Source organism: Alteriqipengyuania flavescens, assembly GCF_030406725.1.
GTDB lineage: Bacteria > Pseudomonadota > Alphaproteobacteria > Sphingomonadales > Sphingomonadaceae > Alteriqipengyuania_B > Alteriqipengyuania_B flavescens.
In genome coordinates, this window is the sequence record NZ_CP129107.1 from 1,028,801 (window position 1) to 1,042,025 (window position 13,225).

Consider the following 13,225-nt stretch of genomic DNA (forward strand, 5'->3'; position numbering starts at 1 on the left):
AGCCCTAGCGGGCCATGCCGCCGGAACCCACCCCCGATTTCACCCGGTCAGCGATCGAGCAGGCTGCGTGCCGCCTTCGTGACCAGCTTGGCGTCGTGCGGCACTTCGCCGATCACGGCGACCGTCCCGTCGCCCATCCGGCGGATGGCGACCAACGCGAATTCTTCGCCGTCGGACGGAATCTCGCTGAAATGCTGGACCGGCAGGGCGCGCAACTGCTTCGCCAGCGCCTTGCTGATTTCGGTCTTGGGCGCGGCCGGCTTGCCGTCTTTCTCGCGCTTCCAGGCCCGTTCTTCCGCGACCACGCCCTTGAGGCCGCCGTCGGCCCTGGCGAGGTACTCCGCCAGTTCACCGCGGCCGACGCCGACGCGCTCGGCGTGGGTCAGCACGGTGGCGTATTCGGTGATGCGCGTCTTGTCGTAATCGGCGCCGAAGACGAGCTTCACGACCGGAGTCATCGGCGCACGGTCCTGCATGGTGAGGCCGTAGTCCTCGACCAGTTCGGCGAAATCTTCGGGTGCCTGCCTGGCGGCAATCGCAAAGTCGTGCGCGCGGCCGACCGCTTCGTACAGCGCGGCACGCGAGCGATCCTCGCGGACGCTGGCTGCCTCGGCCTGTTCGCGGGCCACGGCGAGCCAGTCGCCCAGCTCCATGTCCTCGGGGCGCGGCGCTTCGATGACCGGGCCTTCGAAGACAGACCCAGACTCAGGCTCGGGCTCGGGCTCATTCTCAGACGCAGTGTCGGCTGCCGGCGCCGCTTCCTGCGTGGCAGCAGGTTCGAAGGACGCTTCGAGGTCTTCGAGGGCTGCGTCGTCGGCAAAATCCTCTTCCTCGGCATGGATGTCCTGCTCTTCGGCGGATCCGTCACCGGGTTCTTCGTCGTCCGTGCCGCCGCCAAGCAGCGCACCGAGCGAACCGAAGGCTGCGTCGTCCGCGCCCTCGTCTTCCAGCAGTTCCTCGTCGTCGTCCGACAGGCCGTAGGAGGCCAGGTTGAATTCGCCGTCCGAAATCGGTTCGTCGGCCAGCGCCGGGTCGGATTGGACCACGCCCAGTTCGGTCGCGGTCTTCTTGGTCCGCGGGGAGCCGAGGCCGGAAAGATGTTCGGTCAGCGAGGCGAAGGAACCCGTGTCGACCGGCTCCTCGGGCTCGCCGTATTCGTCGCTCGGCTCTTCGTCCTCGTCGTCATATTCCAGCACGAAGTCGCTGTCGGGCGCGTAATCGAGTTCGTCTTCGTCGCTCTCCGCGCCTTGATCCATGGCGTTGAAGTCGTCTTCGCCTGCATCGCCATAGGCAGGCAGCGGAAGGCCCATGTCATCGACCGTCTCCGTAGCGCCGGGAACCGCAACATCGCCCGCCGTCAGTTCGAGCGGTTCGGCGCTTGATTCGACGGGCGAGGCGGGGCCGTCGGCCCAGTCGGTCATTTCCGCGGCAAGGCCGGGCACCGGCTCGGCAGTCCCGGCAGTCTCGTCGAGCGCCTGGTCGATCTGCAGCAGCAGCTCGTCGGCCGTCTCCGGGTCGGCGAGCTCCTTCCAGTTGATGACGCCGTAGATAAAATCGATCGTGTCGTCGTCGCTGGAAAACGGCAGCAGGATCCCGCGATAGAGGATCGTCTGGCTGCGCTGGTTGACGAATTCCGCCTCGAAACCGATCGGCGCCTGATTCGCCAGGATCTGCATGTAGTGGTCGGTGATCCGGCTCAGCAGCGACCGGGCCGGAATGTCGTCCAGCTTGGCCATGTTCGACGTATCGGCGTCGCATTCCTCGGCCAGCTTGGCGCCGAGATAGGAAATGCCGGGGTTCTCGATCCCGGTCGAGAAATCGAGCAGCACCGAATAGGGCCCGAAATCGGGCAGGGCGTCGGGATCGAGGTCCTCGATCGAGGGGAAGTTGCGATCTTCCAGCAGGCCGGCCCAATGATTGTAGGCGCGCACCTGCATGCGGCGCTCGTCCGCGCCGATCGCTGCGGGCGGATCCTCGCGCCCGGTCTCGTCCTCGTGGATATCGGGCTCCACGCCGCCATCCAGCGGATCGGCGTCGTTCCCAAAATTGCCTCTAAGCGTATCCATGGCGTCGTGCCCCCAGTTCGGTCATTCGCTGAGGTTGTGCCGGACCATGGTAAACAAGCCGTTAAGTGCGAGCGGGTTTGTGTGCTCCCGCCGCCGGACCTTGGTGGGGCCTAGAGGATGTAGCGCATCTTGATCGACTGGCTGACCGGCTCGTCGCCCACCGTGAAAGCGGCGTTACCGAAGCTGGGCGGGCCCATGCGAACCGGCGCATCGCGCGAAAAGCCGAAGCCTTCCTTCGGCATCATGCCCAGCACGCTGTCGGCCTTGTTGTTGTTGTTCTCGTCATGCAGCAGCGCGATCGCCCAGCGGCCGGGCGTGACGTTCCGGAACGTGAAGGTCACGCTCGCCTTGGCATCGACCACCAGGCGCTGGGTCTTGCCGCCCTGGCACTTGTGGAAGTTGCGCGACTGGTCGGTGATGCAGGCGCGCACCACGCCCTTCGCATTGCGGATGTTGTTGACGGACACGGCGACGCTGGTCCCGTCTTCCGGTGCCGGTGCAGCGGCTCCCACCGCGGGTGCTGCGGCAAGGAAGGCGAGTGCGGCGAGGATGCGTGATGTCATGGCGTCGTCGGTGTCCTGGCGAAGTCTGTGTCGAGGCCCCGGTCGGTTCCGCACAGGCGATCCCAGAAGCGGAAATAAAGGCCGTAATTGCAGCGGTAGAGCGTGTGGTGGCGGTTGTGATGGCTGGCGGTTATCAGCCAGCCCCCCAACCGCGAATGAACGAGCGCGCGCGGGAACATCTCCCAGCCCATGTGATTGCTGACGCCCATCACGGTCATGATCGCCAGCACGGTGCCCAGCATTGCGACATGGATCGGGATCAGGAAGACGAGCGCCGGTATGACCACGGCCCCGGTGATCGCCTCGACCGGATGGAAGCTCATTGCGGCCCATGCGGTCGGCGGGCGGCTGGCATGGTGCACGGCATGCGCGACAGGGAAGATGCGCTTGTGGTGCATCAGCCGGTGGGTCCAGTAGAACCACGTGTCATGGCAAACCAGATAGGCGAGCACGGACACCGGCATGTACCACAAGGGATAGGCCGCCATATCGTCGTAGATCAGCGTCCAGCCGTGTTCCTGCCAACCCCATGCAACGATACCGGCCGGCACGGCAAAGATCAGCGCCGAGATGAGAGACCAGCCGATTTCGCGCAGGATCTGCGAGCGGAGCGAGGCGTACAGGCCCGGGCGCACCCGGCTGGTGGCAAGCGCGAAGATCCCGCTCGTCGCGAAATAGCGCAGCGCGATGATCGCGCCCATCGCCGCGATCGTTATCGCCAGTGTCGTCCCCGTTCCCATGGCGGCGTTCTATAGCGCAGGGCAGGTTAACGGGACAGTACCCTGTTGGCAGGCCTTTCGCCGGTCAGCCCGCTTCGTCCCACGGGCTGCAATAGGGATCGGCGGCCACGACCTGGCGGCGCAGCGACGTGCGGGCCAGCCGCTCGATCTCGACCTTGCGGCGGGCGGCGGCGAGCGGGCGCAGCGGCGCGGGGCGGAGGATTTCCGCGTCGTAACCGTCGGCCACGATGACCCCGCAGCAATCCGGCTGGAACGCCTCGGTCTCCATGCAGCCGCGGTCCAGCGACGGGGCGAGGCCCCAGTAAAAGCGGTCGCAATGGTCGAGGTAATCGGGCCATTTCGCGTCGCCCATCAGGTCGCCGCGCGCCACCTTGATCTCCACGATGACCACGCGGCCCTTGGGATCGATGCCCATCAGGTCGGCCCGCCGCCCGTTGCGCAGCGGCATTTCGGGCAGCAGCCAGGTGTCGTTGCGCGCAAACAGCCGGGCGATCCCGCGTGCCACCGCACCGCTGTCGCAGCGGGTGGGATCGAGATCGTCGGGCGAGGGGGTAGCGGCAAGCGTTTCGGTCATGCCGCCGTGTTGGAACGAAAAGGGAACCTCGTCAAGCGCTCCGGCGCGGGCCGTTGCTGCCGGCCGGGACCATCGCCAGCAGCGCATCGCGCGAGGCGGCGAATTCGCTCCACAGCGCGCGGGCGGCCGGGCGCGCATCCGCCCCGCGGGCGAGCACGGCGAGCAGGGCCGCCATGCCGGGTTCCATGACCGCGGCGATATCGGACAAGGCGCCTTCCATGGCTGCGCGGCGGCGCCCCTCGGCCTCTCTCATCGCCAGCGGGAAGGCCTTGGCAGCGGCATCGGGCCGCTCCTGCGCCACGCCGGCAAGATCGGCCAGCACCGCGCCGGCGTCGAGCAGCGCTCCCCAGCGCATCGCGTGGGAGCCCTGGCCCTGCTGGGCCCCTGCGGGAAAGGACATCGCGTTCATGATGCCCCCATAACGCGCGACCGATTGCCAAAGCGTTGACGCCGGGGGCAGGCCGGTGGAAACGCGCTTGGCGAGGGGCAAACCCGCTGCTAGAGCGCCGCACCTACGCCATGGCGAAGCACCCGTAGCTCAGCTGGATAGAGCGCTGCCCTCCGAAGGCAGAGGCCACAGGTTCGAATCCTGTCGGGTGCACCATTTCCGTTCGATGCTGCGAACTTTGGATACGGGCGCGCTGAGATCTGCGGCGACGGCTTTCTCCAATGCGCGAACATTACCTGATATGCGTATCTCTTTGTTTCCGACTTCGACCCGTCCCACCAAAGCGTTGACGTAGAAACGCCGCATCGCCGGGTCTGCGTCGCTTAGGCGCTCCCTCATAAGAAGGGTGAACCGCTCAATGACTTTGGGCGTGATCTTGCGAGTGCTACCGGCGAGTTGACGCTCGGTCATGGCGATGTCGGCTTTCCCCTGAGCCAACTGCTGCTTCAGTTGATGAAGCTTCTTCGAGAAAAGTTCGTCGCTCTGGGACATCTGACCACGAATGACGAGATCGAGCAGACGGTCGATACCCGCCTCCAGGTCCGTCTTACGTGCGCGTAGTTGGCGCAACTCTTCGCGCCGGTTCGTCACTGCCTTTTCCGACATGTCGAGCCAATCATTCAGCAGGTTCTCCAGGCGACTTGATGTAAGCAAACGCTTGCTGAGTGCTTTCATGACGATATCGTCTAATTGCTCCCGCGGAATACGGCGTCCGGTGCAAGCGGTCCGCCCAGCGCGCATCCTGTTGGAGCATGCGTAATACCGATACGCTCCTGACTTGCCGGTTGCGGCAACCATGCCGCCGCCGCAGCCGTCTCCACCGCACCCACATACGGCGACGCCGATGAGGAGGTTGTTGGTGGTCGTCACCCGCGCGGGTGTATTCACCGCGCGGCTCGCGCTCAGCTTCGTCTGTGCCGCGGCGAAATCATCCTCGTTGATGATTGCTGGCACGGGGATGGGCACCCACTCGGACTCCGGGCGCAGTTTGCGGCTCTTGGAGTCCCGCTTATTATACATCGCCACACCGACATAAGCGCTGTTCCGCAGCACGGCTTGGACGTTGGAGACGTGAAACTTATGACCGCGATATTTGAAGCCGTTTTCGTTCAGCCAGGCAGCAACGCGGGTAATTCCGAGCGGCGTTCCTCCTTTCGGACCGACGAGGTAGAGATCAAAGATCTTGCGAACGATCGGGGCTTCCTCATCCTTGATCTCCAGCTTTTTTTTGCTCTTGCCTCCGATGCGATCGGCTTCGTAGGTATTGTAACCCAGAGGTGGAGTTTGACCGTTCCAAAACCCCAGGGCCGCATTCTTAATCATCGTCCGACGCACGTGTTTGGCGGTCTCTTTCGAATTATACTCGTCGAAACGCGCGAGAATTCCGACTGCGAGCTCTGATGCGGGGTCATCTCCGAACGGCTGCGTGATGCTGACAATTTTGACTTTTGCGAGCTTGAGGCGGGCCCGGTAGACCATGAAATGTTCAGCGTTCCGGAAGAGCCGTGAGAGGGAATGCACCAGAATGACGTCAAAGGGTCGCTCGTCGCTCGTCGCGCGTTGCATCATCTTCTGGAACTGCGGACGGTCGTCGTCCATCGCGCTCGCGCCCGGTTCGACGAACTGGTCAACGACCACCGCACCGTTCTGATCACACCATTGCTGTGCTCGCTCGAACTGATCGGTAAGCGACAGTTCGTTGTCCGCCTGGCGCGAGGTCGACACACGCGTATAGATGCAAACTCGCATGGGGGACTGAAGAGCCATCGTCAGAATTCCTCGTCGAACAGAGCCGCCAATTCCGATCCTATGAGATTATCGAGAAAGCGGACCTCGTTCTCTATTACCGGAATATGCGGCGGGAGCCAACGAACGACTACGCTCGGGGACGTATCCGGCCTCGGCGTGTAAGTTTCGTTTTTCTCTGGTCGTGCCGCCATACACCCGAGTTAGGATGGCGACGAAAGACGAAGTGCATTCTACCCCCAAATGGCCACACGAAAGCCGCCGCCTTCGATTGGGATGGGCCCAACCAGTATCCTGTGCGCAGGAAGAATATGAGAATACCCATCACCTTACTTCTGCGGTGGCTTCTCAGCATCCTGACACTGGTCTATCATTCAGGTTCTGAAAGGTGGCAGAAGCTGGGCCGGCTGCGGACTAGCAGCATTCCGTTCGAAAAGGGCAAAATCTGCCCTTCAGTGCGTGGCACAACCACTCAGCCGTGAAATGTCTGTCCATCGCGTCCGCAGTCAAATAGAGCACCTTTATGTCGACATCGAGCGACCGATGATCGCGGGGTTTTGCATGTCAACCGGCTTGCTTCTCTTTCCCATGCCGGCGGGCTCGCAACCTAGACTGAGCGGGTAAACACCCATCGATCGTCCGCCTTCCACGACTTGGCGTCTCCGCGACGAACCAGTCGATTAGCCGCGCGGTTCACGTCCCAGATCAGTTCGTCGATGGCGTCTGCGATCTGAACCGCATCTCGGGGCTTCTCGACATCCATGGCATCGAAGACAAACTGCTCGATTGCCGCATCGTAGTCGGGTTCGAGATTATTTCGTTCAAAGCGACCGCACCACAGAATATGGCCACGCCAAACGATGAAGTGGCTCCCGCAGCCGCCCTCCCGCCACACCGAAGGATAAAGGGTCAGCCCGCCGCGCATGTCGAAGCGCCATGCTTTCCCCACGCGCCCGTCCAGGTTCACGACAAGCGTCTCGCCGCAACCGTCGGGACAGGCCATCACGATCGCCCGCGGCCTTCCCCGGAGGATTAGCGATGCGTCACCCGGCTGGCCAAGGTTCGCCTCAGCCTGATCCCGGTATTCGGCGTCGCCGACCAAGCGCACCTTGCGCGTCGGCGGGCTCATCGTCCGTCTCCCTCGCTCGCACCCGGTCGGACCGGCAGGCTCCAGGCCGCACCCTTCGCCAAGGCGCCCGCGTGGGAGCACACGACGCAGCCCGGCTGCACCGCCACGGCCATCTCCCGGACTCTTCCGCGGATGCCGTCGTAAGTCTGGTGTCGCGGCTTGACGGGCACCGGCGTCACAGCGCCGAGGACCATCGTCATTGCGAGCGAGCTCACCGTCGAGTTGATGGAGAGCACGGCGGGCTGCGGCTCCCGCACGCCGTGGACATATGGATCGGCTGCGCGCTGCTCCGGCGTCTGCATCTCGCGACGGATCGCGTCGGCGTCGAGTGCGCCGCAGCAGGTCAGGCACGGGAGGCCGGGGGATAGCATCTGCACCCGTCCGGTGACGTGGCTCACCGCCCCGTTTGCGACCGTGATGCTGACGCCCATGTCGATCACGGGCACCAAGTGCTGGTAGGCGGCCTGGTTAACTACGGCGCGGCTGGCATGCGAGTCTGTGCACAGGAGGATGAATTCGAACGTCGCCAAAAGGGCAGCGACATGCTCGTCTACGATGTCCGCCTGCAACGGGATCACCTTGGCGGCCGAGTTGATGGCGCGGATCATGCGCTCGGCGACTTTCACCTTGGGCCGGCCCACGTCCGAGGGGATCGAGCCCACGAGGCGATTGAGGTTCGTCTCCTCAACGAGATCGGGATCGATGACGGTGATGCACGACGCGCCGAGGTGGGCGAGCTGCTGGCATACGAGCGATCCGGTGCCGCCGGCGCCTATCACCGCGAAGCGGAGTCGGCGGAGCAGGCGCTGCCCCGGTTCGCCGAAGGCGCGGACTTGGCGGTCGTCACGGCCGTGAGAGGCCCCGCCTGCGAGCGGCGAGTGGAGGACGAGCTTCTCGCCCACCTCCCACACCGGCACATCCTCGTCGCCGCCGAGGATGCGGGCGCGCGCGCCCTCCGAGCCGATCACCAGTGCGACGTGTGGCACCGGTGCGCCGCGCCTGTTGAGATAGGACGCGAGTTCGGCCTCACCGTCGTCGTCGGTTGCGGAGAAGTGCGGGTTGCCGCGGCTGCCGGGATGGGTGTGGATCGCCACGACCGCCATACCGGTGATCCGACTGCGATTGGCCACGTCGATCAGGAAACCAGGCTGGAGGACAGCCGAGACGCAGTCGCGGCGTTCGTAGGCGTCGTCTGGCACGGGAGCGACGTCGGCGACGATCCAGGACCCGCTCACCGGATCGTGGTGGGCGTAGCCGATGGCGCAGCTCTCGAAACCGTTGGCGTCGAGCAGGCGGGAGGCCAGCGCCGAATAGGCCAGCGCCGCGAAGCGCAGGCCGCTCATCGAACCTGCCTCAACCGGTCGATCACCACGTTCATCCACGTCGACAAGGTGTCGCGGTTCGGGTTCCAGACGCTCGCGAGGTGCCACGAGAACCACATGCCCTGCTGTTGGGTCTCGGGGATGACGTTCAGCGCCGCGTTCTGCGGCGCGGCCCCGTGGGCGAGGAGGAGGTCGGGATCCGCCCAGAAGCAGTCGAGCTGCGTGAAGGGGTAGCCGGGCGGGACGAGGAAACGGATGGTGGTCGAGGACCTCGACCACCCCTCCGGCAGGCGCACCCCCGGCACGGTGACGAGCGTGGTGCCGCTCGCCATCGCGTTGTCGTGCGCTTCGCCGAAGCGTTCCCGCAGCTGCTCGAGCTGGATGCTGAGGATGCTCGACATCAGCCGAAGTTCGCCTTGGGGACCGACGAGAAGCGGCGAACGCCGTGCTTGGGATCGAGGCTGACCGTCTCGTCGTCGCCGATGATGCGATCGGGATCGTCGCCCGCACCTTCGAGGGAGAGGTCGTGGGTCTGATCCCAGTCGGGCACCATCGCCTTGATCTGCTCGCCGGTGACCTTCTTCTTGTCGGTCTCGTAGGGCTTGCCGTTGACGAAGAAGGTGTAGGTGACCCTGTTAGGCGCGGTGATGAACTTCTCGACGCCGGCGCCGGCGAGGTTGGCCTCGCTGCCCGGCTCGATCAGCTTGTCCTTGCCGCCGCGCACCTCGAGGAACACGGCCTCGTCGTCGCCAATCCCGGCGAGCGAGCGAAGCACCGCCTCCGGGATGGAGGGACAGCCCCACACGATGCGGCTGTCGTTGAGCTTCACGCGGTAGAGCGGGTCGGTGCTGAAGGCGACGAACAGGTGGGCGGCGCGGTCGCGCAGGTCCACCTCCTCGTCGGCGCGAACGTCCTCGAAGTCGCCTTCGGGGGTGATGATGAATAGCGCGTGGCCGTCGACGTCATTGATGCCGCCCGCCTTCAGGATCTGGCGGCCGAGGGGCACGGGATCGTCGAGGACGATAGGCTGGTAGGCGAGGTCGTCGAGCGCGAAGGAGACGCGGTAGCGCCCGGGACGCAGCGCGCGGCCCTCCTGAACGGCGCTCTCGACGTCGTCGATGTCGGGGTGGTCGATGATGGTCATGGTATTGTTTTTCCTCTTCGGACGTCGGCGGATCTGCGTCAGTCTCGAAGGGTCAATCTCGCCAGCCCGGGCCGACCGGTAATCCTGATCAGAAATTCTTTTGCAGGTTCCCCTCGGCGAGGGGACCGCAGGTGAAGAAGGCGGGGCAGAAGGGGCAAGTGCGGTCGGAGCGCTCGGGTTCGAACCGGCCCGAGGCGATAGACTCCAGGGTCTCCGTCAGCTTGCCTAGGTTCCTGCCTAGTGCCTTGCTGTCAAAGGCAAGCGCGATGATCGGCTCGTCATCGCCGAGGTGGATGATCTCTACGACGCAGCCGGGCAGCGACGCGGCGGCGGCCATCTGGAAGGCCGCGTCGGCGAGCGCCTTGCCGGTGGAAGACGATCTGTGCCCCGTCCTGACGACGCGGGCCACGTGCCGGCCCCCCGCGGTGACGACGTCGTCGGCGACCGCGGTCACCTCGTCGCCCCCGATCGACGCCACGAGCGGCCCCGCGTCGGCGCGGGCCTCTCCCGAGCGGATCGTCACGAAGCGTCGGAGGAGGAGCGTGGCGACCTCCCGATGGAGGCGATATTCCTCGGTGGCGAGGGGACCCTCGGACCAGCGCAGTTCGAGCAGCGCCTCCATCTCGGCCATCGAGGATGCGGAGGGATCGGTGGCGGCGAGCTCCCTCACCACGCCTCGCACGAGGTCATGCATTCTGCTCATCGTGGTCGGCGTGCGCCGCCCGCCCACGTCGAGGACGTGCGTGTAGAGGAAGCGGCGGGGACAGCGGGAGTAGAGGTCCAGCTGCGTGGTGGTGATGCGCACAGGCGGCCCGATGCGGATCGGAAGCGGCAGGGTCTCGGGATCGGCTGCACGTTCCGCATGCGCGATCGCCGGGCGTGCGTTCGTCACCCCCAGCCGGGCTATGAAGGGGGAGGCGTCGCGCCGGGCCCCCTTCGCCGTCCTGGTGGCCGAATACAGCAGCAGCCGGTCGCGCGCGCGGGATGCGGCCACGTAGAACAGGCATTCTTGTTCGAGCGCGTGGTCTGCTGCGGCGAGGGCGACGGTGCCGCCCTGTCCTCCCTCGATCATCCCGTCCGGGACCGGGCAGACGGGTTTGCGCGCCGTGCTCGGCATCGCGTTCTTGTTGAGACCCATGACGTGCACTGCGGGGAACTCGAGCCCTTTGCTGCCGTGGATTGTCATCAGCCGCACGGCGTCGATGCCCTGCGCCGCCGCAGGGAGCTGGCGGAGGTCCCGCTCGTCGGCGAGTTGGACGAGGCGTCTGATCCCGTCGAGGGTGCGCTGGATCGGTAGGCCGGGTCCCGATCGTTCCGCGCGCAGGAAGCCCATCAGCTGCCAGATCGCCACGCCCATGGCGCGGCTTGAGACGTCATCCGCCGAGTCGAGCAGTGCGGCCGTCCGCGTCCGGTCGAGCAGGAGGTGGGCGAGCACCGTCCAGGGCCTCGCGTCGATGCCGAAGCCGACCAGCATTTCGGCGGCACGATCGAGCGCGTCAGCGTCGCTCTGGCCCAGGTGCGGCGCCCGAGTCGTCGCGGACGCCCACGCCATCGGCCCCGCGTCAGTGGCACGCAGGTTCTCTACGACTGCCGATGCGCCGGCAAGGCTCAGGCCCGTCGCGAGCCCTTCGAGCGTAGGCTTCCGGACGAGGCCCATCGCGCGACGGTCGACCAGCAGCGAGAGGACGGAAAGGAGATCCTTCACTTCAGGGCGCTCGAACAGGTTGCCGAGGTAAAGCACCGGAATGCCGCGCCGTTCCAGTTCACGCCCGACGCGGGTGAGCCGATCGTTCCCCGGGCAGAGCACCGCCTGATCGCAAAACGGCACCTGCGGTGAGATCCGCGCGATCTCGTCGGCGAGCGCGTCGGCCTCGTCGTCGTTGTCGCCAAAAGGGACGTGCTCGGGTGCAATCCCGATGGACGGGCGGAAGGCGTCGAGCGATGCATCGCCGGTGCCTGCCCGCATGCTCTCGCCGAACCTGGAGAACGCGCTGACGATCTCGGGCGTCGAGCGGTAGTTGACGCGAAGTCGGCCGACCGATGCGCCCGGGAAGTCGTTCGTCGCAAACCGGGACATGTTGAAGGATGAGGCGCCCCTGAATCGGTAGATAGCCTGCCGCGCGTCTCCCACGGCCCAGAGGTTCCTGCCGGCGTCGGTGAGCTTTTGGAGGAGCCGGACGCTGCTGCGGTTCACGTCCTGATACTCGTCGACGAGGATGTGTGAGTAGATGGCGCGAAGTGCGGCCGCCGTCTGCGGATCGTCGTCGAGTAGCTTCACTGGCAGTGCCACGAGGTCGCCGAAGTCCACCGCGCAGGCTGCTTGCTTCAGCTCCTCGTATCTCCTGTAGACGAGCGCCACCTCGGCGCACCGCTCCCCCGCCTTGCGGGCGTCCGCATCAATGGCGTTGTCTATCATCTGTTGAGCGAGGGCGGCGAAGCGCTCGGCATCGGCGACCTCGTCCTTCGCCCGCGACATCGCGCCAAGCATTTCCTTGAGCGGGCGCGCCGGATCCATGAATTCGCGGTGGTGTTGGAGATTCAGGGCGAGGTATTCGCGCTCCATAATGGCGATCGCCTCGCTTCGATCCATCATACGGGGCTCCTTGGAGAAGCCTAGTTGGCGATGGTGGCGCCGCACGATGTCCAACCCGAACGCATGAAAGGTGCCGATCCACATTGCCGGTGCGGCGTCGGGGCGCAGCGCCGCAATCCGGTCCGAGAGTTCGCCGGCGGCCTTGTTCGAAAAGGTGAGCACTAGGATGGAGCGCGGATCGACACCGCCGTCGACCAGATCGGCGACGCGCCCGACGAGCGTTTGCGTCTTGCCGGTCCCGGGTCCGGCCTCAAGTAGGTAGGGAGCGCCGCGATGTCGTGCGGCTTCGGCTTGTTCCGGGTTGAGGGGCTTGGGTGGGGATGCCGGCGGCTGTGGCGGAGCGGCTTCGATCTCGGGGAGCAGTAGGACGTCAAGGAGCTGCATCGCGACGACATCGAAGGGTGCGCCGAGACGTTCGGCTATTTGGCTCGCGGTCATGCCGCCAAGATGCAGGAATCGCGCGCGTGCGCGGGGAAGAATCAGCTCCCGACCGAAGAGATCCATCTGAATCTCGCGGCGCTCCCGCCGACTGTAGTCGACGATCCGGTCCTCCCCAACCGGCGCCGCTTCGGCAGCACGGGCGGGGTCGACCTCCAAGGCGGTGTGCTCCGCGCGGTCGTCACCCAGCGTGGCATGCCCAAGCTCGTGACCAATCAGAAACGCCCTTGCGAAAGCGTCACCCGTGTCCTCGTGGCGGATGGCCCGGTCGCTCGGATCGAAATGCGCGCGGCCGCCAGCCAAGATGGGACTTCCCGCGTCGACCGGTTCGACATCGAGACCTCTGTCGGCGGCGACGGCCGTGACGATGTCGATCGGGTTCCAAGGGTCCGCACCACCCGCGACGGCCGCATCGTGAAGGGCAGCGGCGCGCTGCCGAGCGAGTTCGACGGCGTCCACCGG

General features: G+C 65.6%; 10 protein-coding genes, 1 tRNA gene and 1 pseudogene. 1 reads left to right on the forward strand and 11 read right to left on the reverse strand.

Annotated elements, in window-relative coordinates; genetic code table 11:
• Nucleotides 1–47: 47 nt before the first annotated feature.
• From QQW98_RS13950 to QQW98_RS05475, 5 genes are all read right to left on the reverse strand, one after another.
• Nucleotides 48–2,066 carry a hypothetical protein gene (locus QQW98_RS13950; protein ID WP_404800871.1) on the reverse strand — a complete coding sequence of 673 codons (2,019 nt, stop codon included), beginning with the start codon at nucleotides 2,064–2,066 and terminating at the stop codon, nucleotides 48–50.
• A gap of 110 nt (nucleotides 2,067–2,176) precedes the next feature.
• A complete protein-coding gene (locus QQW98_RS05460; protein ID WP_290136522.1) occupies nucleotides 2,177–2,629 on the reverse strand; it encodes a DUF2141 domain-containing protein in 453 nt (150 codons plus the stop codon).
• Nucleotides 2,626–3,369, reverse strand: coding sequence for a sterol desaturase family protein (locus QQW98_RS05465; protein WP_290136523.1), 744 nt, complete (start codon nucleotides 3,367–3,369; stop codon nucleotides 2,626–2,628). The genes QQW98_RS05460 and QQW98_RS05465 overlap by 4 nt, the downstream gene beginning before the upstream one ends.
• 64 nt (nucleotides 3,370–3,433) lie before the next feature.
• Nucleotides 3,434–3,943, reverse strand: coding sequence for an MmcB family DNA repair protein (locus QQW98_RS05470; protein WP_290136524.1), 510 nt, complete (start codon nucleotides 3,941–3,943; stop codon nucleotides 3,434–3,436).
• 31 nt (nucleotides 3,944–3,974) lie between these two features.
• Nucleotides 3,975–4,352, reverse strand: a complete 378-nt coding sequence (locus QQW98_RS05475) for a hypothetical protein (protein WP_290136525.1) — start codon at nucleotides 4,350–4,352, stop codon at nucleotides 3,975–3,977.
• A gap of 118 nt (nucleotides 4,353–4,470) precedes the next feature.
• Here QQW98_RS05475 and QQW98_RS05480 point away from each other — a divergent pair.
• Nucleotides 4,471–4,547 (forward strand) — tRNA-Arg (locus QQW98_RS05480).
• 519 nt (nucleotides 4,548–5,066) lie between these two features.
• Here QQW98_RS05480 and QQW98_RS13955 read toward each other — a convergent pair.
• The 6 genes and pseudogenes from QQW98_RS13955 to QQW98_RS05510 all read right to left on the reverse strand — a co-directional run.
• Nucleotides 5,067–6,158 (reverse strand): annotated as a pseudogene (locus QQW98_RS13955) (recombinase family protein); the annotation flags it as partial.
• 586 nt (nucleotides 6,159–6,744) lie between these two features.
• Nucleotides 6,745–7,266 (reverse strand): DUF6527 family protein, encoded by a 522-nt coding sequence (locus QQW98_RS05490; RefSeq protein ID WP_290136527.1) that lies wholly within the window; start codon nucleotides 7,264–7,266, stop codon nucleotides 6,745–6,747.
• Complete coding sequence (locus tag QQW98_RS05495; RefSeq protein ID WP_290136528.1) at nucleotides 7,263–8,609, reverse strand: HesA/MoeB/ThiF family protein; 1,347 nt, start codon at nucleotides 8,607–8,609, stop codon at nucleotides 7,263–7,265. Before QQW98_RS05495 ends, QQW98_RS05490 begins: the two co-directional genes overlap by 4 nt.
• Complete coding sequence (locus tag QQW98_RS05500) at nucleotides 8,606–8,989, reverse strand: E2/UBC family protein (RefSeq protein WP_290136529.1); 384 nt, start codon at nucleotides 8,987–8,989, stop codon at nucleotides 8,606–8,608. Before QQW98_RS05500 ends, QQW98_RS05495 begins: the two co-directional genes overlap by 4 nt.
• Nucleotides 8,989–9,732, reverse strand: a complete 744-nt coding sequence (locus QQW98_RS05505; RefSeq protein ID WP_290136530.1) for a multiubiquitin domain-containing protein — start codon at nucleotides 9,730–9,732, stop codon at nucleotides 8,989–8,991. The genes QQW98_RS05500 and QQW98_RS05505 overlap by 1 nt, the downstream gene beginning before the upstream one ends.
• Before the next feature lie 88 nt (nucleotides 9,733–9,820).
• A complete protein-coding gene (locus tag QQW98_RS05510) occupies nucleotides 9,821–13,222 on the reverse strand; it encodes a UvrD-helicase domain-containing protein (RefSeq protein ID WP_290136531.1) in 3,402 nt (1,133 codons plus the stop codon).
• Nucleotides 13,223–13,225 lie beyond the last annotated feature (3 nt).

Excerpts from the sequence above, each read along its gene's own strand:
- QQW98_RS13950 (WP_404800871.1), bottom strand. The coding sequence starts at position 2,066 with ATGGATACGCTTAGAGGCAATTTTGGGAACGACGCCGATCCGCTGGAT.
- QQW98_RS05500 (WP_290136529.1), bottom strand. The coding sequence starts at position 8,989 with ATGTCGAGCATCCTCAGCATCCAGCTCGAGCAGCTGCGGGAACGCTTC.
- QQW98_RS05490 (WP_290136527.1), bottom strand. The coding sequence starts at position 7,266 with ATGAGCCCGCCGACGCGCAAGGTGCGCTTGGTCGGCGACGCCGAATAC.
- QQW98_RS05495 (WP_290136528.1), bottom strand. The coding sequence starts at position 8,609 with ATGAGCGGCCTGCGCTTCGCGGCGCTGGCCTATTCGGCGCTGGCCTCC.
- QQW98_RS05470 (WP_290136524.1), bottom strand. The coding sequence starts at position 3,943 with ATGACCGAAACGCTTGCCGCTACCCCCTCGCCCGACGATCTCGATCCC.
- QQW98_RS05460 (WP_290136522.1), bottom strand. The coding sequence starts at position 2,629 with ATGACATCACGCATCCTCGCCGCACTCGCCTTCCTTGCCGCAGCACCC.
- QQW98_RS05475 (WP_290136525.1), bottom strand. The coding sequence starts at position 4,352 with ATGAACGCGATGTCCTTTCCCGCAGGGGCCCAGCAGGGCCAGGGCTCC.
- QQW98_RS05465 (WP_290136523.1), bottom strand. The coding sequence starts at position 3,369 with ATGGGAACGGGGACGACACTGGCGATAACGATCGCGGCGATGGGCGCG.
- QQW98_RS05505 (WP_290136530.1), bottom strand. The coding sequence starts at position 9,732 with ATGACCATCATCGACCACCCCGACATCGACGACGTCGAGAGCGCCGTT.